This window comes from Kribbella sp. NPDC058693, from assembly GCF_042715335.1.
Lineage (GTDB): Bacteria > Actinomycetota > Actinomycetes > Propionibacteriales > Kribbellaceae > Kribbella > Kribbella jiaozuonensis.
This window is the reverse complement of record NZ_JBHXSQ010000003.1, coordinates 185,957-203,911: the sequence shown is the minus strand read 5'-3', so window position 1 is coordinate 203,911 and position 17,955 is coordinate 185,957. Positions and strand designations below refer to the sequence as shown.

The following is a 17,955-nucleotide window of genomic DNA, read 5'->3' as shown; positions in this document are numbered from 1 at the left end:
GTCATGCCCATCTTCAAGCGTCGACGCCGGAACGCCGCGGAGGCCGACCCGATCGGCGCGTTCTGGTCCTGGTGGTCCGCCTCCGGCGCCACGGCCGTGGCGGACGCGATCGCCCGCCAGCAGCCGACTGACGTGAACGTGGAGCTGAACGAACGGATCTCGCGGATCAACCCCGACCTGGAGTGGGAGCTGGGCCCTGGGCTGCACGCGTCGCACGTGCTGATCGTCACCGCGGCGGGGAATCCGGCCCAGCGGGCGGTCGCCCGGCGCTGGCTGCGGGCCGCGCCGCCGTCCGACCAGATCTGGGAGTACGCCGATCTGCGCCGGCCAGGGCCTGCGGTGACGATCCAGTTCGACGGACTGCCTCCCGTTGCGACGGATGAGTCGGTGGTGTCGATCGAGCCCGATACGGCTTCGGTGCATGTCGGCGTACATCATCCGGTGTTCGCGTCGCTGTCGGTGGACGCTCAGCGGCGGGTGACGTTCCTGATTCTGGATCTGGTGCTGGGCGAGGAGATGGTGGAGACGTGGGTGGGCGCGATCGACACGTTGCCGGCGCCGCCGGTTGGCGCCGTACCGATCGATTCTTTGCTGCCTGCGGTGGCGGGGTTTGCGGCGGAGCACACGCTGGAGGACGGGAGCCCGGCGTGGAAGATGCTGGAGGGTACGCGGGACGGGCAGCGGGTGATCGCGACGGCGGAGTACCCGTTGCGGTCGATCCGGCGGCCTCACCTGGATACGCATGTGGCGGTGGCGATCCACTATCCGGTGGTGCGGGAGGACGGGCTGCCGGAGTCGGAGATGCTGGATGAGCTGCGGGCCTTCGAAGACCACCTGACCGATCGGCTGGGCGGCTCGGGCAACCTCCTCGCGCACGAGACCTCGGCCGGCACCCGCATCCTGCACTACTACACCGACGGCACCACCCCCGCCGACGCCCAACTCCAAGCCGCCACCACCGGCTGGCCCCACGGCAAGGTAACTCTGACGGTGGAGCCGGACCCGGCGTGGCACAACGTCGCGCATCTGTCGGGCTGAGGTCAGCCCATCGCGGTGCTACGGGCGGCTCCTTCGTCGCCGTCCTCCGCGCCGCCCCGCCCACCCCCGGGCTCATCGCCCGGAGCATCCCTTCCGGCTATCGCCGAACCTGCGGGCTACCGCCCGCACCCGTGCGCGCTACCGCGCGATCGACCGCCCCGTGGTCCGGCTGGTTCGTACTCGTCGGGCTGGCTGCAGTCGGCCCATCGCGGGGCTACGCGCGCCTCGTTCCTCGCCGTGCTCCGCGCCGCACCCGCCCACCCCCGGGCTCATCGCCCGGAGCATCCCTTCCGGCTATCGCCGGCACCTTCCGGCTATCGCGGGACCTTCCGGCTGCCGCCGGGGCCTTCCGGCTATCGCCGGATCTGCGGGCTGCCGCCCGCACCCGTGCGCGCTGCCGCGCGTGTGACCGCCTCGTGGTGCCGCTGGGCCGTTGTCGTCGAGGCGATCGTGGACCCCGGCGCCTGACTCCCCGGCGAGTCGCCCGGGCTCCGAGGTGGTTGTGGATGACGCTCGGGCCTGGGTTCGAGCTGCCGCCGCCTACCTGGGTTCGATGCGGAGGGTTGTCGGTCTGGCCTTGCTGTTGACGATTGCGTCGGTGTCTGGGCCGTTGCCGTACTTCTTGTAGTAGGCCTCGTCGAGTTGGTCGTCGACTGTGCTGTCAGCGATGTAGGTGACCTCGCGAGTCGTGCCGTCCCACGAGATCGCGCCCTCGTGGTGGTGGAGCACGCCCTTGTACCAAGCGCCTTCAGCACCGCGCACCGAGCGGACGTAGAGGCTCCCGTCGACGACGACGTGCCACACGATCGTGAGCGTCCGCAGCGATCCGTCCTGCCGGCGCCCGGCGACGCGGATCTCATCGATCCGATCCAGGGCATCCAGTTCTTCCGCAGTCCAACTACTCATCAATCCCTACTCCTTCGACCGGACAACCAGACTCTGCCAGTACCCATACCGTGCCCGCTACAGCGCCAGCTGACCACACTCCGCCACACCGAGCACGAGCCCCACGCGGCTACGAGGCGGTGCGTGGGGCGTGGGTGACAACAGCCGCCTCGACGGGTACGAACCGGCCGGACCACGAGGCGGTCGATCGCGCGGTAGCGCGCACGGGTGCGGGCGGTAGCCCGCAGATCCGGCGATAGCCGGAAGGTCCCGGCGGCAGCCGGATGGGATGCTCCGGGCGATAAGCCCGGGGGTGGGCGGGTGCGGCGCGGAGCACGGCGAGGAACGAGCCGCGCGTAGCACCGCGATGGGCTGTCCGCAGCCAGCTCGACGAGTACGAACCGGCCGCATCACGGGAGCGGTCGCACGCGCGGCAGCGCGCACGGGTGCGGGCGGTAGCCCGCCAGTCCGGCGATAGCCGGAAAGGATGCTCCGGGCGATGAGCCCGGGGGTGGGAGGGTGCGGCGCGTAGCCCGGCGAGGAACGAGCCGCGCGTAGCACCGCGATGGGCTGATCCCCGTTGGGCTGATCCCCGGTGGGCTGATCCCCGGTGGGTGCAACCTGGAGGTTCTGGGGTTCCGTCTTGAGGGGGAGATGGAGAGTGGAGGGGCCGATGGCGGAGCGGGATCGGGAGTTTGTCGAGTTTGTCGAGGGGGCCAGTGCTTCCTTGCGGCGGACGGCGTTTCTGGTGGTGGGGGATCGGCATCGGGCCGATGACGTCGTTCAGGACGCGCTCTACAAGCTGTACCTTGCCTGGCCGAAAGTGCGGCGGGTGGGGAATCCGCTCGCTTACGCCCGCCGGATGGTGGTCAATGCCGCGCATGACGGTGGGCGGCGGCCGTGGCGGCGGGAGGTTGCGATCGGCGACGTACCGGATCGGGTCGATCGCGAGGATTTCGCGGCGGGGTATGCCGACCGGGACGAAGTACTCGAGGCGTTGCGATCGCTCGGGCCGCGGCAGCGGGCCTGCGTCGTACTGCGGTACTACGAGGACCTGTCCGTCGAGCAGACCGCGGAGATCCTCGGTTGTACGGCGGGAACCGTGAAAAGCCAGGCGGCACGTGGTCTCGACACTCTCCGACGAGCCATCGACCGCCGGCGGACGAGCCGGGCGCTGTGAAGGAGAACGAGATGGAAGACGTACGTGAGGTCAGCGCCGAGCTCCACCGGCTTGCCGAGTCGGAGCCGCTCGACCCCTTCGACACGACACAGGTACTACGACGTGGACAGCGCGGCCGGCGTCGCCGGAAGCTCATCGGCGTGGGTGGAACGGTCGTCGGCGTCGCCGCGATCGCCGTCGCCGCGAGCCTGTTGCCCAACCTGAACTCCGCGGACTCGACGCCGGGCGTCGCGGAGCACAAGCCACAGAACCCGCAGTTCGATCCGGTTCCCGGCGTACCCAGCGGTGAGGCCGGCGCCGACCAGCGGATCACGAAGGAAGAGGCCACCCGCCGCTGCGCCCTGCGGAACCCGGATGAGAAGCGGCCGCTCCAGGGCAGCGGCCCGGGGATCCGGTCCGGGCACTTGATGTTGTACGACATCAAGACCGGCGAGAAACACGCGCAATGCATCGTCCCCGGCGGCGACAAGCCCAAGGCCGCGATCGTCGCGGCCGCGGCGAAGGATCCGCTGCCGGCCAGCACCGCGGACAAGCTGCGGAACTGCTCGGTGCTCGCCTGGATCGACATCACCGATTGGCAGGTGGTGGCATCCGACCAGTCGAAGGCTCTCAAGCAGGCAGAGCTGGTGGCGATCTCACCTTCGGGCCACAAGGTTGTCGAGTGCGAACTGTCCTCGGAGAAGGGATTCGCGGGCGAGGTCGAGGCCAACACCTCGTTCGCCACCCTGACCAATCTGACCGGAAGCGACCCGGTGCTCGATCCGTCCGACAAGTCGGTACGAGCGGACATGTACGCCGCCGGCGGTGGCGGCGGGGGCTGCACGAACGGGATCTGCACGACGTACGGCATGACCGGCTGGGGCCGGGTGAAGTCGACGGCCGCCGTCACGGTCCGGCTGCGGATCGGATCCGGACCGGTGTACCAGGTCCCGGTCGGTCAGGGCGGTTGGTTCGCGTTCACCTGGACGACCAAGACGAAGTACAAGATCCACGACCAGCCGAAGGTCGCGGCGTTCGACAAGAACGGGAAGGTCGTCAAAGTCTTCGGATCGTGATCAACCAAAGGGATCCGGCCGGAGTCTCACCCATCGCAAGGGGTTGATTGCGAAGGGGGAGATATGAGGAAACTGCACAAGATCGTGACGATGGTGGCGGCGGCGGCCGGGATGGTCGCCGCTGCCACGACAACAGCGACCGCGTCCACAACAGCAACAGCGAGCCCGACGGCGGGGTGCGCGCTGAACCTCGGTTCGGTGACGGCCGGCGGGGACCAGACGATGCAGCGGGTGACCGGGGTGACGCCGCCGACGGCGGGGGCGAAGAGCGTCGTACCCGGTCTGTACGCCGATGGCCCGGTGCGGATGAGCGCATCGTTCGTCAACGAGCCGACTGCCGCCGGTACCTCGCGGTACGGGCGGGTCGTGCTCGGGGACGCGATGTACCAGCACTGGATCACGCTCGACAAGAGCGGCAAGGTGACGGAGTCGCAGCTGGCCCGGATCGGCGGCGGGTGGAGCAAGTTCATCGACCACGAGACGTCCACGTTCAACGACGACCCGACCCACCCGCGGACCTACGAGTACGGACTGCGGTCGGACGGCGTGCTGTTCCGGTGGGTCGTCGGCGACACCGGCGCCTGGAAGGCGTACGGATCGGCGCCTGGGTTTGCGTCGGTCAAGTCGATGACGCTGATCAGCAAGGCCGCGGCGTACGACACGTTCCTCGCGAACACCCGGGGCGGCGCGCTGTACACCATCCACATCCCGGTCAACACCGCGATGAAGCCGGTCGTCACCAAGGTCCGCGCCGGTACCTGGCAGGGATTCGAGACGCTGGTCGCGGGCGGCTGCGGCAACTACGGAACCGTTGTCGTAGGCATCGACAAGGAAACGAAGTCGGCGTACCTCTACACGTTCGGCCACGCGAACGGCGCAAAGACGTCGATCACCGGCCACGGCAAGATCCCCGGCACCTTCGCCGACCCGACCTACTTCCGCTTCGCACCACCCGTCAAGTCCGACTGGCTCTTCGGCGAGTGAGCTAAGCGGTACGCCGTTTCAAGGTGGCGGCGCCCAGGCCGAGGGCTGCGAGGACGAATGCGACCACGACCAGGGCGTCGCTGCCGGTGCCGGTGGTGAGGCCGTTGCCGTTGGCAACTCCGATGACGGCGTCGACGGCGTAGGACAGCGGCAGTACGTCGCTGACCGCGTGCAGGACCGTGGGCAACTGGTCGCGCGGGACGAGCAGACCGCACAGCAGGATCTGCGGGATCATCACCGCCGGCATCATCTGCACAGCCTGGAACTCGGTCGCCGCGAACGCGCTGGCGAACAACCCCAACGCGGCACCGAGCACGCCGTCCAGCACAGCGACCACGCCCAACTGCCAAGCATCGCCCTGGATGTTCAGATCCAAGAGATACAAGGCGATCGAGACGACCACGAGCGCCTGTACGACGGCGATCAGCGCGAACGCGAGCGCGTACCCGAGCAGGAAATCCAGCTTCGCCATCGGCATCGTGAACAGCCGCGACAGCGTCCCGCTCGACCGCTCGCGCAGCGTCGCGACCGACGTGACGACGAACATGATGATCGCCGGGAACACCGCCAGCAGCGGCCCGCCGATCCGGTCGAACGTCCCCGGCGAGTCGTGGAACATCCACCACATCAGGCTGACCAGCAACGCCGGCAGCACGATCAGCATCGCCACCGTCCGGTGGTCCCGCCGCAACTGGGCCAGCACCCGAGCCGCCACCGCAAACGTCACGCGCGGAGTCATCGCGCACCTGCCTTCCGGTCGATCAGGGTGAGGAACGCCTGCTCGATGTCTTCGGTGCCGACCGAGTCGAGCAGCGCCCGAGGAGTGTCGTCGGCCAACAAGTCGCCGTCCCGCATCAGCAGCAAGCGGTCGCAGCGCGAGGCCTCGTCCATCACGTGACTCGAGACCAGCAGCGTCGCGCCGTCGTCGGCCAGCTTGTGGAACAGCTCCCAGAGATCGCGACGCAGTACCGGATCGAGCCCGACCGTTGGTTCGTCCAACACCAACAACTCAGGGCTGCCGAGAAGCGCAGCGGCCAGGGATGCGCGCGAACGTTGACCGCCGGAGAGCCGGTCGACGCGGGCGTTGGCGTGACTCGTCAGGTCGACCGCCTCGATCACCCGCTCCACGTCGGACGACGCGACGCCGAGCACCGCGGCGAAGAAGCGGAGGTTCTCCGCGACGGTCAGATCGCCGTACACACTGGGCTCCTGGGTCACGTACCCGATCCGGCCGCGCAGCTTCGGCGCACCGGCCGGCAGCCCGAGCACCGTCACATCACCGGTCACCCGCGCCTGCAGGCCGACGATCGCGCGGATCAGCGTCGTCTTGCCACAACCGGACGGCCCGAGCAGCCCGGTCACCGACCCGGCCCGGAGGTCGAACCCGACCCCGTGCAGCACCTCCCGGTCGCCGCGCACTACGACGACCTCACGGCAACTCACCGCGTTTTTCACCATGTGATGAATTTAGCGGGTACGACGACCCGTGGCAACAGCCTGTGACCTGTCAGATAACGGCGTACCCCGTGGCGGCACTCAATGCGTCCAACGACGGGTCGCCGTAGCGCTGACGCAGCATGCCAAAAGCACGAACCTTGTCCGGCCCGAACCGCGCGACCTCCGCGGCGTACGTGTCGCCGGTCAGGAACACCGGCGGCGTGCGCTTGCTGTGGAACTTGTCCGCGTACAGGACCAGCTCCTCCTCCGGCGTCCGCGGCAGGTAGTCGTCGACCGGGATCGGCAGCGCCTGCCGCATTACGTCGTCCCGGGTGATCCCGACCCCGGTGTGGCACGAGGCGAACCGGCAGATCTCGACCGGAAACCCCAACGACGCAAGCAATTCATGCCCGAGAACGCCGTGCCGGACATAAGCCGACGACTCGAGCCGATAGACCCCGATGTCGTGCAGCAAGGCGCCGGCCCGCACGAGATCTGTGTCGACGTCCATCCCGCCGAAGAACTGCTCCGCCACCGTGCAGACCAACCGGCAATGTTCGAAGACGAGGTCGAAAGCATCCGGCGTCGGCGCGTACTCCCGGTGCAGCGCATGGATCTCGGCGTCGGTCGGGATCTGCATCAGCCGGTCAGATACTGCTGGAGAACGGGCGCCAGCCGATCGATGAGCACACCGACGTCGACCGACGCGACCGGCTCGAGCCCGACCAGGTAGCGAACGACCGCGACCCCGACCAACTGAGTGGCGACGAGAGAGACCCGCAACTGCGCGTCAGGTACGTCGAGCATCTGCGAGACCGGCTGGACGATCATCTGGGTGATGCCTTCCCGCATCATCCGGGCCACCTCGTCGCTGCTGACGACGCTGCGGAACAGCGCCTTCATCCGCTGCTGTCCCTCCGGCGACTCCCAGACCCCGAGGAACGCGGTCGCGATCCGCCGGCCGGTCTCCTCACGCGGTCCGCCGACGATATTCGCGGCGATCAGGCGCGGGTCGACCGGGATCGCCATCGCCTCGATGAACAGCTCTTCCTTGCTGTCGAAGTAGTGGTGCACCAACGCCGCGTCGACCTCGGCGTGCCGCGCGACCGCGCGGATCGAGGTGGCCGCGAATCCCTTGTCCGCAAAGGATTCCCGGGCTGCTTGCAGGATCTCTCCCCGCGTGTCCGGTCCGCCGGGGCGGCGTCCCGGCGTACGTCGGGAAGCGGTCACGGCGTCAGCTCCGAGATCTCACCTTCCGGGGTGACCGCGAACGACGTACGGCGCGACGTACTCCGGACGAAGTGCTTGCGGGTGAACTCGAGCGACTCAACCAGGTCGACCTCACGCTCGGACCGGCTGGTCGCGCGGCGGGTGTTGATCTCGATGATGATGTGCCCGCGGAAGTCCTGGTTCGCCAGCGTGCCCAGCAGATCCGCCGCACGCTGCGTCCCGCGGCCCGGCACCAGGTGCTCGTCCTTGGCGGACCCGGTCCCGTCGGTGAGGTGGACGTGGGTGAGGCTCGTGCCCATCGTCGAGGCCAGCTCGACGCAGTCCTGCTCGGCCGTCGAAGCGTGCGACAGGTCGAGGGTGGTGTGCGCGTACGACTGCTCGGTCGGGTCCCAGCTCGGCGCGTACGCCTGCAGGTCGCGACCGGGCGCGCGCCACGGGTACATGTTCTCCACCGCGAGCGTCACGCCGGTCTCGGCCTCCAGCCGGGCGATCCCCTCGACGAACCCGCGGGCATAGTCGCGCTGCCAACGGAACGGCGGGTGTACGACGACCACGTCCGCGCCCAGCTCCTTCGCGGCCTCGGCACTGCGCTCGAGCTTGCTCCACGGGTCGGTCCCCCAGACCCGCTGCATGATCAGCAGCGTCGGCGCGTGCAGCGCCAGCACCGGGAGCTGGTGGTAGTCGACGAGTCGCTTGATCGCGTCGATCTGGGTGCTGAGCGGATCGATCCCGATCATCACCTCGACACCGTCGTACCCGAGCCGGGCGGCGAGCTCGAAGCCGCTCGCGGTCGACTCTGGGTAGACGGAGGCTGTGGACAGACCGATCTTCGCGGTTGTGCGGGGGTTCATTGGTTCACCGGGGTTGCAGCTGGTCGAGCCGGGACAAGATGACGCCCTCGCGGAGCGCCCACGGGCAGACCTCGAGCGCGGTCAGGTCGAACAGGTCCATCACGGCGTCCGCCACCAGCGCGCCCGCGACCAGCTGCGACGCGCGGCCGGCCGACACCCCCGGCAGCGCGGCCCGCTCGGCGGCCGTCATCTTGGTCAGCTTCGGGATCCATTCGCTCAGGTCGTCGCGGTTCAGCGTGCGCGCTACGTAGGGTCCGTCGGCGGACGGCGCCGCTCCGGCAATCCGGGCCAGGGAGCGGAACGTCTTGCTCGTAGCCACCGAACGCTGGGGCCGGCCGGCTCGCAGCACCGGACCTGCGACGGCCGCCATCTCCAGGCGGATCCGCCTGCGCAGCTCGCGGACCTGATCCTTGTCCGGCGGGTCCGCAGTCAGGGCCTCGCGAGTCAACCGGCCGGCGCCGAGCTGGACGGAGACCGCCACAGTCGGCTGCTCATCGGATCCGGCCGCGATCTCCAGCGAGCCGCCGCCGATGTCGAACACCGCCAGGCGGCCGGACGACCAGCCGAACCAACGCCGTACGGCGAGGAACGTCAGCCGGGCCTCGTCGTCGCCGCTGAGCACCTCGAGGTCGACGCCGGTCTCGGACCGGACCCGGTCGAGCACCTTCTCGCCGTTCGGGGCCTCGCGCAGAGCGGACGTCGCGAACGCGAGCAGCGACTCGCAACCCTTGTCCTCGGCCAGCTGCACCGCGTCCTTGGTGAACGCGATCAGCCCGTCGGCGCCGGACTGGTCGATCTTCCCGGCTTCGTCGAGGTGCTCGGCCAGCCGCAGCTCGGTCTTGTGTGAGTACGCCGGGAGCGGCGCGGCACCGCGATGTGCGTCCACCACGAGCAGGTGGACGGTGTTTGATCCCACGTCGAGTACGCCGAGCCGCATTCCCCCACGCTACTGGACTCGCGGAGTAACGGCGGGTCGGGAGTCGGGGTTCACGCTTAGGACGCGAAGGCGCGTACGCTTTCTGAGTGCCTGAGGTTTCTCTCGATTTCCCCCGTGCCTGGGTCGAGTTCATCGACCCCGACGACTCCGACCAGGTGTTCCGCTGTGACCTGACCTGGCTGACGTCCAACTGGACCTGCATCTTCGGCGGTGGCTGCCAGGGGATCTACAAGGGCCGGCCGAACGACGGCTGCTGCACGCTCGGCGCGCACTTCTCCGACTCCGACGACGAGAAGCGTGTGAAGAAGTGGGTCAAGGAGCTCGGCAAGGAGGACTGGCAGTTCCGCAAGGAAGGCCGGGCCAACGGCTGGGTCGAGACCGACGACGAGGGTGAGCGCAAGACCCGCGTGTGGGACGGCGCGTGCATCTTCCTGAACCGTCCGGGTTTCGAAGGCGGCGCGGGCTGTGCACTGCACGGTTTGGCGCTGAAGCGTGACATCCACTTCGTCGAGACCAAGCCCGACGTGTGCTGGCAGTTGCCGATCCGGCGGACCTTCCGCGAGGTCGAGCGCCCCGACGGTACGACGTACACCGAGGTCGGCATCGCTGAGTACGACCGGCGCGGCTGGGGCCCGGGCGGGCACGACCTCGACTGGTACTGCACCGGCAACACCGAGGCGCATATCGGCGTCGAGGCGGTCTTCGAGTCGAGCAAGGTCGAGCTGCAGACCCTGATGGGCCACAAGGCGTACGACGTACTCGCCGAGATGTGCCGTCAGCACCTGGAGGCAGCGCGACCGCTGCTGCCGCACCCGGCGTCTAAGTAGTCGCGATCTTGCCGTTGTCGACGAGCCAGTCGATGCCGGCCAGCGCGGCCTCGACGGCGGAGTAACGCGGCCGGAAGCCGAGGAGGCGCTCAGCCTTCGCCATCGAGCAGTTGGGGCTGTGTAGGACGTGGTCCCAGGTCGCTTGGCCGTCCGGCTTCGGCAGCCGGTCCTGCAGCTGCCCGATCGGCAGGAAGCCGAGCCGCGCTTTCTGACCGAACCGCGTGGCGACGGCCTCGGCGTACCCGCGAAGGGTCACCGCGTCGCTCGCCACCGCGTGGAAACTCTCGCCGATCGCGGTGGACCGGCTGGCGATCGCCGCGAGGAACACCCCGGCCACGTCGTCGGCGTGCACGGGGTTGAGGGTTTCGAGGCCGAGGTTCGGGAGCAGTACGTCGGCGCCCTGGGCAAGCTTGTCGTAAACGCCGAGATCGAAGTTGCCGGCCGGGTTGACCGGCGTCCAGCCGGGGCCGCAGATGTGGCCGGGGTGGACGATCGTGACCGGCAGTCCGTCGCGGCGCGCCTTGCCGAGTAGGTAGGTCTCGATCGCGGCCTTCTGTACTCCGTAGTCGCCGAACGGCCTGCGCGGCGTGTCCTCGCGGGTCGGGACGACCATGCTCGGCCCGTGTACCCAGATCGTGCCGCAGTGCAGGAGGTGCTGGATCCTTCCCTGCACCGCCTCGGCGAGCTGCCGTGCGCTGTCCTCGGTGAAGCAGATCAGGTCGATCACCACGTCAGGGCTCAGCTCGGCGACCCGCTGTCCGAAGGTCCCCGCAGCGTCCTCGGCCGCCCGGTCCACCTGGACGAGCTCGACCTGCTGCCAGGCTCCGTCCGACTGGTACGGCGTACGTTCGCCGCGACTGAGCACCGTGACCTGATGACCGAGGCGAACCAGCGCCGGGACCAGGTACGTGCCGATATGACCGGTGCCTCCGATAACGACCGTGCGCATGCTCCAGAGCCTAACGACACACCCGGTGGCGGCAACTGTCGGTGGGTGAGGACACAATGACTGGCATGCGTCTGGATCATCTGTCGTACGCGTGCGGGCCCGAGGGGTGCCGTGCGACCGTCGAGCGGTTGTCCACGCTGCTCGGAGCGGAGTTCGTCGACGGTGGGGTGCACCCGCGCTTCGGCACGGTGAACCACATCCTCCCGTTGGAGAACGACCGCTACATCGAGGTGGTCGACGTACTCGACCACCCGGCTTCCGACAAGGCTCCGTTCGGTCAGGCGGTGCGGGCTCGTAAGGAGCTCGGCGGCGGCTGGCTGGGCTGGGTGGTTGCCGTCCGCGACATGGAGCGGATGGAGCAGCGCCTCGGCCGGCAGGCGGTGCCCGGCAACCGGCACCGGCCCGACGGGGTGAACCTGACCTGGCGGCAGATCGGCGTCAAGGGTCTGATCGCCGACCCGCAGCTGCCGTTCTTCATCCACTGGGACGACCTCGACGAGCACCCGTCGGTCGGCGGCAAGGGCGTCAAGCTGACCGCGCTCGAGATCGCCGGCGACCCGGTCCGCGTCACCGACTGGATCGGCCACCCGGCCGACCACCTGCTGAACGACCTCGACGTCGCCTGGGTCGGCCCCAACGGTCAGCCCGGTCTCAACGCTGCCCTCTTCGACACTCCGAACGGCATCGTCCGCATTTAGTGGATGTTCTCGAGGTCGGCCAGTGAGGTCTCGAGGTGGCCGAGCATGCGCTGCAGGTGCGGGACGGTACGGCGGTCGCCGATCAGGCCGAAGTGAAGCTGGTGGTCGTAGCTGGTGACGCTGATGTTCAGCGCCTGACCGTTGAGCACGATGCTGGCCGGATACATCCCGAGCAGCCGCGAGCGGTTCCAGTACAGCGGGCTCTCGGTGGGGCCCGGCACGTTCGAGATCACCACGTTGTACGGCGGCGTCGTACGGCCTGCCACGCCTGGGAGTACTGCAGCCGGTCCGGCCACGCCGAAGCCGAGCGCGCCGACGATCAGGTTCTGGAGCGGGCTGAGCTCGGAGAGGACGCCTTTGCCGTGGGCGGTCGAGGCCATGATGCGGCGGATCCGGCGTTCGGGATCTGCCTGGTCCGTGGCGAGGTCGGCGATGAGTGTGGCGAGCGAGTTGCCGCCACCGGGTGCACCGTCGCGATCACGCAGTGAGACCGGGACCATGGCCGTCAACGCCTTGTCCGGCAGGGCATTCAGCTCGAGCAGATAGTTGCGCAAGGCCCCTGAACACATCGCCAGCAGTACGTCGTTCAACGTCGCGCCGGTGATCGCCCGTACCTTCTCCAACCGCTCGATAGCCCAGGACTGAGCCGCGAACCGCCGAGCCCCCGTGACCCCCTGATTGAAGATCGTCCGAGGCGCCTGAAACGGCATCGTCGAGTGCACCAGCCCCTTGAGCCCGACAGGCGTCAGCCCAGCAAGATCCGCCAACAGCCGCCCGGCTCCGCCAACCGCGTGCGCGGTCTTCACGGGCACGCGCCCCACAGCCGCCAGCACCTCCGCCGCGGTCGGCATACCACCACCTCCCGCCCCGGCTTCGCCTTCAACTCCGCCCGGCAGGGCGAAGGTGGCGGGCATGTTGGTTCTGGTGGGATCGGTGGTGAGGGTGTCCTGCATCCAGCGGAGGGCGGTGACGCCGTCGATCATCGAGTGGTGGATCTTGCTGTAGAGGGCGAAGCGGCGGCCCTCGACGCCTTCGATCAGGTGCATCTCCCACAGCGGACGGTGACGGTCTAGCAGCGTGCCGTGCAGACGGCTGGTCAGCTCGAACAGTTCGCGGAACCGCCCGGGACGCGGCAGCGCCGACAGCCGGACGTGGTACTCGAGGTCGATCTCGTCGTCCTGCTCCCAGGACCAGTACCCGAGGTCGACCGGCCGGTTCCGCACCCGCCGCGCGAACAGCGGATTCACCGCCGGCGCCGCGACCATCTCGTGGTACAGCCGGGAGACGAAATCCCGCGAGCTCTCGGGAAAAACATGATCCCGCCCGGCCCCCTCCGGGAGCTCGAACAACATCAACCCACCGACATGCATCGGCTGCTCGCGAGTCTCGCCACCCAAGAACATCGCGTCCAGCGGCCCCACCGCGGCCATGGCTCCTCCGCTTCCCGACCCGGCCCTCTGACGTTTCATCGTTGCCAGATAAGGCCGGGTCGTCTACCCCTGCTAACAGGGCTAACGGAGATTTTGTTATCCCCTCAGCTATCGAGCGGGCGGTAGTTCACGCCGATCCGCTCGATCCGGGCCAGGTGCGGGCGGAGCCGGCCGAGGAACTCGTCGTACGAGACCTTCTCCGAGCCCCAGGCGCGCTCGGCGAACGCGGACAGCCGCGGCAGCAGCATGTAGCCGACCTGCTCCGGACCCTCCATGTACTCGGTCCAGATCTGGCACTGGGTGCCGACGATCAACCGCTTCTCGTCGTCGGTCAGCGACTCCGGGATCACCTCGAAGTCGTACACCTTCTCCAGCGGGATGAAGTTGCCGATGGCAAGCGGTTCGGTGGCCGGGTCGCCCTGGTAGTAGTCGAAGTACACCGACTCGCACGGCGCCATCACGGTCTCGTGGCCGGCCTTGACCGCGATCTCGCCGCGCTGGGCACTTCGCCACGCCATGATCACGGCGTCGTCGGGGCAGTCGGTGTCGACCATCTCGTCCCAGCCGACCAGCCGGCGGCCCTGCTCGGCCAGCACCTCCGCGACCTGCGCGGTGAACCAGCCCTGCAACTGCCCGGGCTCGTCCAGCCCCAGCTCGGCCTGCCGCTTCTGCGCCGCCTCCGACTCGCCCCACTGCACCGACGGGCACTCGTCACCACCGAGGTGCACGTACGGCGAGGGGAAGATGTCCAGCACCTCACGCAGCACGGTCTTCACGAACTCGACCGTCGCGTCGTTGACGTTCAGCACGTCCTCGCTGATGCCCCAGTACTGGCGGACCGTCAGCTGCTGGTCCGGGTGGTTCCCCAGCTCCGGGTACGCCGCGATCGCGGCCTGCATGTGCCCCGGCAGGTCGATCTCCGGTACGACGGTGATCCCGCGGTCCGCGGCGTACGCGACGATCTCGCGGAGGTCGTCCTTGGTGTAGAAACCGCCGTGCCGCTGACCGTCGTACTCGAACTCCTTCTGGCCGCGGGTCATCTTGCCGACCATCGTCTCGGCCCGCCACGCGCCGACCTCGGTCAAGCGGGGGTAGGCCTCGATCTCGACCCGCCAGCCCTGGTCGTCGGTGAGGTGGAAGTGCAGCACGTTCAGCCGGTGCAGGGCGAGCACGTCGATGATCTTCAGGACGAAGTCCTTCGGCATGAAGTGCCGGGCGACGTCGAGCATCATCCCGCGCCAGGCGAACCGCGGCGCGTCCGCGATCCGGGCCAGCGGGACGGCGACCTTGCCGAACTCGTCGGTCGGCTCGGCGGCCTCGATCAACTGCGCGTACGTCGTCTCCGCGTGCCGGAGCGCGTCCTCGGAGCCGGCCGTCAGCCGGGCGCCGTCGAGGCCGACGTCGATGCGGTACTCGTTCGGTTCGAGGTTCTCGACCACGTCCCGGACGGCCTCCCCGAGCGGATCGGCGGTGATCCACCGGCCCTCGTCGACGGTGAGTTCTCGCGGGGCAGGGACGATCGCGATATCGGACATTCCGAACTCCCAGGGAGTGGATCGATTTATGTCGGGACCGATCATATAAGCAGCTTCCCTGTCAGGTTCATGAGAGGGTTTGCCCGTGACCAGCGAGCAGCAGCGGACGACATTACGGGTGCTGGTCGCCAGCAACGCGCTCGGCGGAGTCGCCACCGCCAGCGGCTTCGCAGTAGCCGCCCTCCTCGCCGAGAACGTCTCCGGCTCCACCTCGTTGGCCGGTCTGGTCGCCACGTCCACAACGCTGGGCGCTGCCGCCCTCGCCGTACCTCTGGCAGGCCTCGCTCGGTCCCACGGTCGAAGGGTCTCGCTGAGCCTCGGCTATCTGATCGCGTTCGCCGGCGCCGTACTCACGATCGTCGCTGCCCAGATCGGCTCACTCGCGCTGCTCCTCGCCGCCGGCTGTCTGTTCGGCAGCGGCTCCGCCTCCAACCTGCAGTCGCGGTACGCCGCCACGGACGCCGCCGAGCCCAGCCGCGTCGCGCGGTCACTCGGGCTCGTCGTGTGGGCCACCACGATCGGCGTGATCGTCGGCCCGAACCTGACCGGCGTGGGCGGCTCGGTCGGGTCGTCGCTCGGCATCCTGGCTCTGGCCGGGCCGTACGTCTTCTCGGTCGTCGCCTTCGGCCTCAGCGCAGCCACGGTCTGGGTCGGAATGCGCAGTCAGGTACGGCCGACGAGGGTGGAGCGCCAGCCGCTCGCGCAGACCTTTCGCCAGGTGATCGCCATCCCGCATGCCCGGTTGGGGCTGCTGGCCATCGCGACTGCGCACGCGGTGATGGTCGGGGTCATGTCGATGACGTCGGTACACCTGCGGCACCACGGCGCGTCCCTGACCATCGTCGGGTTCGTCATCAGTGGTCACGTCGCCGGCATGTACGCCCTGTCCCCGGTGACGGGTTGGATGGCGGACCGGCTCGGCCGCATCCCCACGATCGGCATCGGCCTCGGAGTACTCGCGATTGCGATGACGCTGGCCGCTGTCGCGCCGGACGACGCGCATGCGCTCACCGGGCTCGCGCTGTTCACGCTGGGCCTCGGTTGGTCGGCCTGTCTGGTCGCCGGGTCGACTCTGCTGTCCCGGTCCGTCCCGGACGGCATCCGCACCTCAGCTCAAGGCCTGTCCGACCTCACCATGGGCGTCCTGGCTTCCCTTTCGGGCACCGCTGCCGGACCGGTCCTCGCCTATCTCGGCTTCCACTGGCTGGCGGTCTTCTGCGGGCTGCTCCTGATCCCGGCCGCGCTGACCGCTGCGCTAACCAAGCAGCAGATGCAGCGTGCGTGAGCCCGGCCGGAAGCCGAAGCTCTGGTAGAGCGCCCGCGCCTGCGGGTAGCCGTCGTCACCTCGCGGACAGACGACGGCTTTGGTGCCGCCTGCTTCTCGCAATGCGTGCAATGCGGCCAGATTGACCGCCGCACCGAGTCCACGCCGTCGGTACGCCGGAGCACACCCGACGGGCTCGACCAGTCCGACCTGGTGCTGTTCGTCCAGCCAGATCAGCGCCGAGGCAACGAACTCGCCTGCCTCGTTCTCCACCACCCAGTCCAGCTCGGGACGGTAGGGCCAGGTGGACATCACCTCAGCCATGTCGTCGTCGGTCACGTTCGACGGCCCTAGGTCGGACCAGGCCACCCGGTGTACGGCACCCCGCTTCGCCACCTCGTCCTGCCGTACGTGCCGCAGCGTGAATCCTTCAGGCACGACTGGTTCGGTCAGTGCGTCCAGCGAGATCCAGTGGTGAGTGAAGTACGGCGCATCGTCGTCACGCCGGAAGCCGGCCGACTCCAGCGCGGTCAACAGGTGCTTCTCGGTCTCCAGTACGCCGACGGCCAACTTCGGCCCGTCCGCTGTCGTCTGGAACCACTCGACGACGGTAGCGGCGAGCTCCGGCCGGTCCGGGTCCACGGTCATCAGCAGATGGCTCGGCTGCGCCAGCCACCCCCAGGCCACCACGTCATCGCCGTCACGCCAGACCGCCGTACGCCAGCTGTCCGCAGACCGGCGGGCGTTCACGCTGCGCTCCCAGGCGACGTCCCCGAGGTGCAGCCGGGACGCCGGGCTCCAGGTCCGCTGGACGAGCTCCTGCATGTCACTGAGGCCGTCACGGCCGGCGTACTCGGTCATCTGCACGGAGCGCAGCATCGCAGTGCCTGCGGGCCGACTCAACTGCATTAGGCTCGAACGTCGTGAGCATCGCAGAAGGTGGGATCCCGAGTCCCAACATCTGGCACCACCCGAAGGTGTACGAGATCGAGAACCGGGCGGTGGACCCGGACGGCGTGATCGAGCCGGCGATGCGGGCGATCCGGGACTGGGCCGGCGCGACGGTGCTCGACATCGGCTGCGGTACCGGATTCCATCTGCCGAGGTTCGCCGCGACGGCCGCGCGAGTGATCGGCGTGGAGCCGCATGGCGCGTTGGCCGACGCCGCCCGTCGACGGACGCAGGCGTTGCCGAACGTCGAAGTACGCCAGGGTACGGCGCAGCGGTTGCCGGTGCCGGACTCGTCGATCGACGTGATGCATGCGCGCTGGGCGTACTTCTTCGGACCGGGCTGCGAACCCGGGCTGGTCGAGCTGGACCGGGTGATGCGCCACGGCGGGACGGCGTTCGTGATCGACAACGACGGCAGCCGGTCGACGTTCGGCGGCTGGTTCAGTACGTCGTACCCGATGATCAAGCCGGCCGAGGTGGAGCGGTTCTGGACCGACCGCGGATGGCACCGGACGCCGCTGGACATGGGCTGGCGGTTCGAATCACGCAAGGACTTCGAGGCCGTCGTGAAGATCGAGTTCACCCCGAAGGACGCCAAGCGGATCATCGACTCGCACGTGGGCTCCGAGGTCGACTACGCGATCAACCTCTGGAGCAGGAGTTTCTAGGTCCTGTCGGGTTACCAGACAGGGCCTAACGACACT

Annotated in this window: 19 protein-coding genes; 8 read left to right on the top strand and 11 right to left on the bottom strand. The window is 68.7% G+C overall.

Going from position 1 to position 17,955, the window contains the following annotated elements:
• Nucleotides 1-3: 3 nt before the first annotated feature.
• Nucleotides 4-1,038: a DUF695 domain-containing protein gene (locus ACFWUU_RS18785; RefSeq protein WP_380177069.1), complete on the top strand. Its 1,035-nt coding sequence runs from the start codon at nucleotides 4-6 to the stop codon at nucleotides 1,036-1,038.
• 540 nt (nucleotides 1,039-1,578) lie between these two features.
• Here the strand turns inward: ACFWUU_RS18785 and ACFWUU_RS18780 are convergent.
• On the bottom strand, nucleotides 1,579-1,944 hold the full coding sequence (locus ACFWUU_RS18780; protein WP_380177068.1) for a DUF2255 family protein: 366 nt from the start codon (nucleotides 1,942-1,944) through the stop codon (nucleotides 1,579-1,581).
• Nucleotides 1,945-2,596: 652 nt separating this feature from the next.
• Here ACFWUU_RS18780 and ACFWUU_RS18775 point away from each other — a divergent pair.
• The 3 genes from ACFWUU_RS18775 to ACFWUU_RS18765 all read left to right on the top strand — a co-directional run bounded on the left by ACFWUU_RS18775 (nucleotide 2,597) and on the right by ACFWUU_RS18765 (nucleotide 5,142).
• On the top strand, nucleotides 2,597-3,103 hold the full coding sequence (locus tag ACFWUU_RS18775) for a SigE family RNA polymerase sigma factor (RefSeq protein ID WP_137256520.1): 507 nt from the start codon (nucleotides 2,597-2,599) through the stop codon (nucleotides 3,101-3,103).
• Nucleotides 3,104-3,114: 11 nt separating this feature from the next.
• The gene (locus ACFWUU_RS18770) at nucleotides 3,115-4,158 is read left to right on the top strand and encodes a hypothetical protein (RefSeq protein WP_380177067.1); all 1,044 of its coding nucleotides are present in this window, start codon (nucleotides 3,115-3,117) and stop codon (nucleotides 4,156-4,158) included.
• A gap of 63 nt (nucleotides 4,159-4,221) precedes the next feature.
• Nucleotides 4,222-5,142, top strand: coding sequence for a hypothetical protein (locus ACFWUU_RS18765; protein ID WP_380177066.1), 921 nt, complete (start codon nucleotides 4,222-4,224; stop codon nucleotides 5,140-5,142).
• Nucleotide 5,143: 1 nt separating this feature from the next.
• Here the strand turns inward: ACFWUU_RS18765 and ACFWUU_RS18760 are convergent, their stop codons facing one another.
• From ACFWUU_RS18760 to ACFWUU_RS18735, 6 genes are read right to left on the bottom strand one after another with little or no spacing between them, the layout of a single operon-like run.
• Nucleotides 5,144-5,881: an ABC transporter permease gene (locus ACFWUU_RS18760; protein ID WP_371405421.1), complete on the bottom strand. Its 738-nt coding sequence runs from the start codon at nucleotides 5,879-5,881 to the stop codon at nucleotides 5,144-5,146.
• A complete protein-coding gene (locus tag ACFWUU_RS18755; protein ID WP_380177065.1) occupies nucleotides 5,878-6,600 on the bottom strand; it encodes an ABC transporter ATP-binding protein in 723 nt (240 codons plus the stop codon). The genes ACFWUU_RS18760 and ACFWUU_RS18755 overlap by 4 nt, the downstream gene beginning before the upstream one ends.
• A 49-nt stretch (nucleotides 6,601-6,649) precedes the next feature.
• Nucleotides 6,650-7,219, bottom strand: a complete 570-nt coding sequence (locus tag ACFWUU_RS18750) for an HDIG domain-containing metalloprotein (protein WP_380177064.1) — start codon at nucleotides 7,217-7,219, stop codon at nucleotides 6,650-6,652.
• A complete protein-coding gene (locus ACFWUU_RS18745) occupies nucleotides 7,219-7,809 on the bottom strand; it encodes a TetR family transcriptional regulator (RefSeq protein WP_380177063.1) in 591 nt (196 codons plus the stop codon). The genes ACFWUU_RS18750 and ACFWUU_RS18745 overlap by 1 nt, the downstream gene beginning before the upstream one ends.
• The gene (locus ACFWUU_RS18740) at nucleotides 7,806-8,660 is read right to left on the bottom strand and encodes a sugar phosphate isomerase/epimerase (RefSeq protein ID WP_137256514.1); all 855 of its coding nucleotides are present in this window, start codon (nucleotides 8,658-8,660) and stop codon (nucleotides 7,806-7,808) included. Before ACFWUU_RS18740 ends, ACFWUU_RS18745 begins: the two co-directional genes overlap by 4 nt.
• Nucleotides 8,661-8,664: 4 nt before the next feature.
• A complete protein-coding gene (locus tag ACFWUU_RS18735) occupies nucleotides 8,665-9,597 on the bottom strand; it encodes a Ppx/GppA family phosphatase (RefSeq protein ID WP_380177062.1) in 933 nt (310 codons plus the stop codon).
• Between the two features lie 86 nt (nucleotides 9,598-9,683).
• On the opposite strand from ACFWUU_RS18735, the gene ACFWUU_RS18730 reads away from it, so the two are divergent.
• Nucleotides 9,684-10,424 carry a hypothetical protein gene (locus ACFWUU_RS18730; RefSeq protein WP_137256512.1) on the top strand — a complete coding sequence of 247 codons (741 nt, stop codon included), beginning with the start codon at nucleotides 9,684-9,686 and terminating at the stop codon, nucleotides 10,422-10,424.
• Here ACFWUU_RS18730 and ACFWUU_RS18725 read toward each other — a convergent pair.
• On the bottom strand, nucleotides 10,417-11,373 hold the full coding sequence (locus ACFWUU_RS18725; RefSeq protein ID WP_380177061.1) for an NAD-dependent epimerase/dehydratase family protein: 957 nt from the start codon (nucleotides 11,371-11,373) through the stop codon (nucleotides 10,417-10,419). The genes ACFWUU_RS18730 and ACFWUU_RS18725 overlap by 8 nt on opposite strands.
• A gap of 65 nt (nucleotides 11,374-11,438) precedes the next feature.
• On the opposite strand from ACFWUU_RS18725, the gene ACFWUU_RS18720 reads away from it, so the two are divergent.
• Nucleotides 11,439-12,071 carry a VOC family protein gene (locus ACFWUU_RS18720; RefSeq protein ID WP_137256510.1) on the top strand — a complete coding sequence of 211 codons (633 nt, stop codon included), beginning with the start codon at nucleotides 11,439-11,441 and terminating at the stop codon, nucleotides 12,069-12,071.
• On the opposite strand, the gene ACFWUU_RS18715 is transcribed toward ACFWUU_RS18720, so the two are convergent.
• A complete protein-coding gene (locus ACFWUU_RS18715; protein WP_380177060.1) occupies nucleotides 12,068-13,501 on the bottom strand; it encodes a wax ester/triacylglycerol synthase family O-acyltransferase in 1,434 nt (477 codons plus the stop codon). The genes ACFWUU_RS18720 and ACFWUU_RS18715 overlap by 4 nt on opposite strands.
• A 104-nt stretch (nucleotides 13,502-13,605) precedes the next feature.
• Nucleotides 13,606-15,036 (bottom strand): beta-N-acetylhexosaminidase, encoded by a 1,431-nt coding sequence (locus ACFWUU_RS18710; protein WP_380177059.1) that lies wholly within the window; start codon nucleotides 15,034-15,036, stop codon nucleotides 13,606-13,608.
• 85 nt (nucleotides 15,037-15,121) lie between these two features.
• Between ACFWUU_RS18710 and ACFWUU_RS18705 the strand changes: the two genes are divergently transcribed.
• Complete coding sequence (locus tag ACFWUU_RS18705) at nucleotides 15,122-16,321, top strand: MFS transporter (protein ID WP_380177058.1); 1,200 nt, start codon at nucleotides 15,122-15,124, stop codon at nucleotides 16,319-16,321.
• Here ACFWUU_RS18705 and ACFWUU_RS18700 read toward each other — a convergent pair.
• Entirely contained in the window at nucleotides 16,292-17,161 is an 870-nt protein-coding gene (locus ACFWUU_RS18700; RefSeq protein ID WP_380179031.1) for a GNAT family N-acetyltransferase, read from the bottom strand. The two genes, ACFWUU_RS18705 and ACFWUU_RS18700, sit on opposite strands and share 30 nt — an antisense overlap.
• Before the next feature lie 62 nt (nucleotides 17,162-17,223).
• On the opposite strand from ACFWUU_RS18700, the gene ACFWUU_RS18695 reads away from it, so the two are divergent.
• Nucleotides 17,224-17,919: a class I SAM-dependent methyltransferase gene (locus tag ACFWUU_RS18695; RefSeq protein WP_380177057.1), complete on the top strand. Its 696-nt coding sequence runs from the start codon at nucleotides 17,224-17,226 to the stop codon at nucleotides 17,917-17,919.
• The last annotated feature ends 36 nt before the right edge of the window (nucleotides 17,920-17,955 follow it).

Coding starts and splice junctions, on each gene's coding strand:
- ACFWUU_RS18780 (WP_380177068.1), bottom strand. CDS start 1,944: ATGAGTAGTTGGACTGCGGAAGAACTGGATGCCCTGGATCGGATCGAT.
- ACFWUU_RS18775 (WP_137256520.1), top strand. CDS start 2,597: ATGGCGGAGCGGGATCGGGAGTTTGTCGAGTTTGTCGAGGGGGCCAGT.
- ACFWUU_RS18715 (WP_380177060.1), bottom strand. CDS start 13,501: ATGGCCGCGGTGGGGCCGCTGGACGCGATGTTCTTGGGTGGCGAGACT.
- ACFWUU_RS18720 (WP_137256510.1), top strand. CDS start 11,439: ATGCGTCTGGATCATCTGTCGTACGCGTGCGGGCCCGAGGGGTGCCGT.
- ACFWUU_RS18735 (WP_380177062.1), bottom strand. CDS start 9,597: ATGCGGCTCGGCGTACTCGACGTGGGATCAAACACCGTCCACCTGCTC.
- ACFWUU_RS18765 (WP_380177066.1), top strand. CDS start 4,222: ATGAGGAAACTGCACAAGATCGTGACGATGGTGGCGGCGGCGGCCGGG.
- ACFWUU_RS18710 (WP_380177059.1), bottom strand. CDS start 15,036: ATGTCCGATATCGCGATCGTCCCTGCCCCGCGAGAACTCACCGTCGAC.
- ACFWUU_RS18725 (WP_380177061.1), bottom strand. CDS start 11,373: ATGCGCACGGTCGTTATCGGAGGCACCGGTCATATCGGCACGTACCTG.
- ACFWUU_RS18770 (WP_380177067.1), top strand. CDS start 3,115: ATGGAAGACGTACGTGAGGTCAGCGCCGAGCTCCACCGGCTTGCCGAG.
- ACFWUU_RS18700 (WP_380179031.1), bottom strand. CDS start 17,161: ATGACCGAGTACGCCGGCCGTGACGGCCTCAGTGACATGCAGGAGCTC.
- ACFWUU_RS18785 (WP_380177069.1), top strand. CDS start 4: ATGCCCATCTTCAAGCGTCGACGCCGGAACGCCGCGGAGGCCGACCCG.
- ACFWUU_RS18755 (WP_380177065.1), bottom strand. CDS start 6,600: ATGGTGAAAAACGCGGTGAGTTGCCGTGAGGTCGTCGTAGTGCGCGGC.
- ACFWUU_RS18740 (WP_137256514.1), bottom strand. CDS start 8,660: ATGAACCCCCGCACAACCGCGAAGATCGGTCTGTCCACAGCCTCCGTC.
- ACFWUU_RS18760 (WP_371405421.1), bottom strand. CDS start 5,881: ATGACTCCGCGCGTGACGTTTGCGGTGGCGGCTCGGGTGCTGGCCCAG.
- ACFWUU_RS18750 (WP_380177064.1), bottom strand. CDS start 7,219: ATGCAGATCCCGACCGACGCCGAGATCCATGCGCTGCACCGGGAGTAC.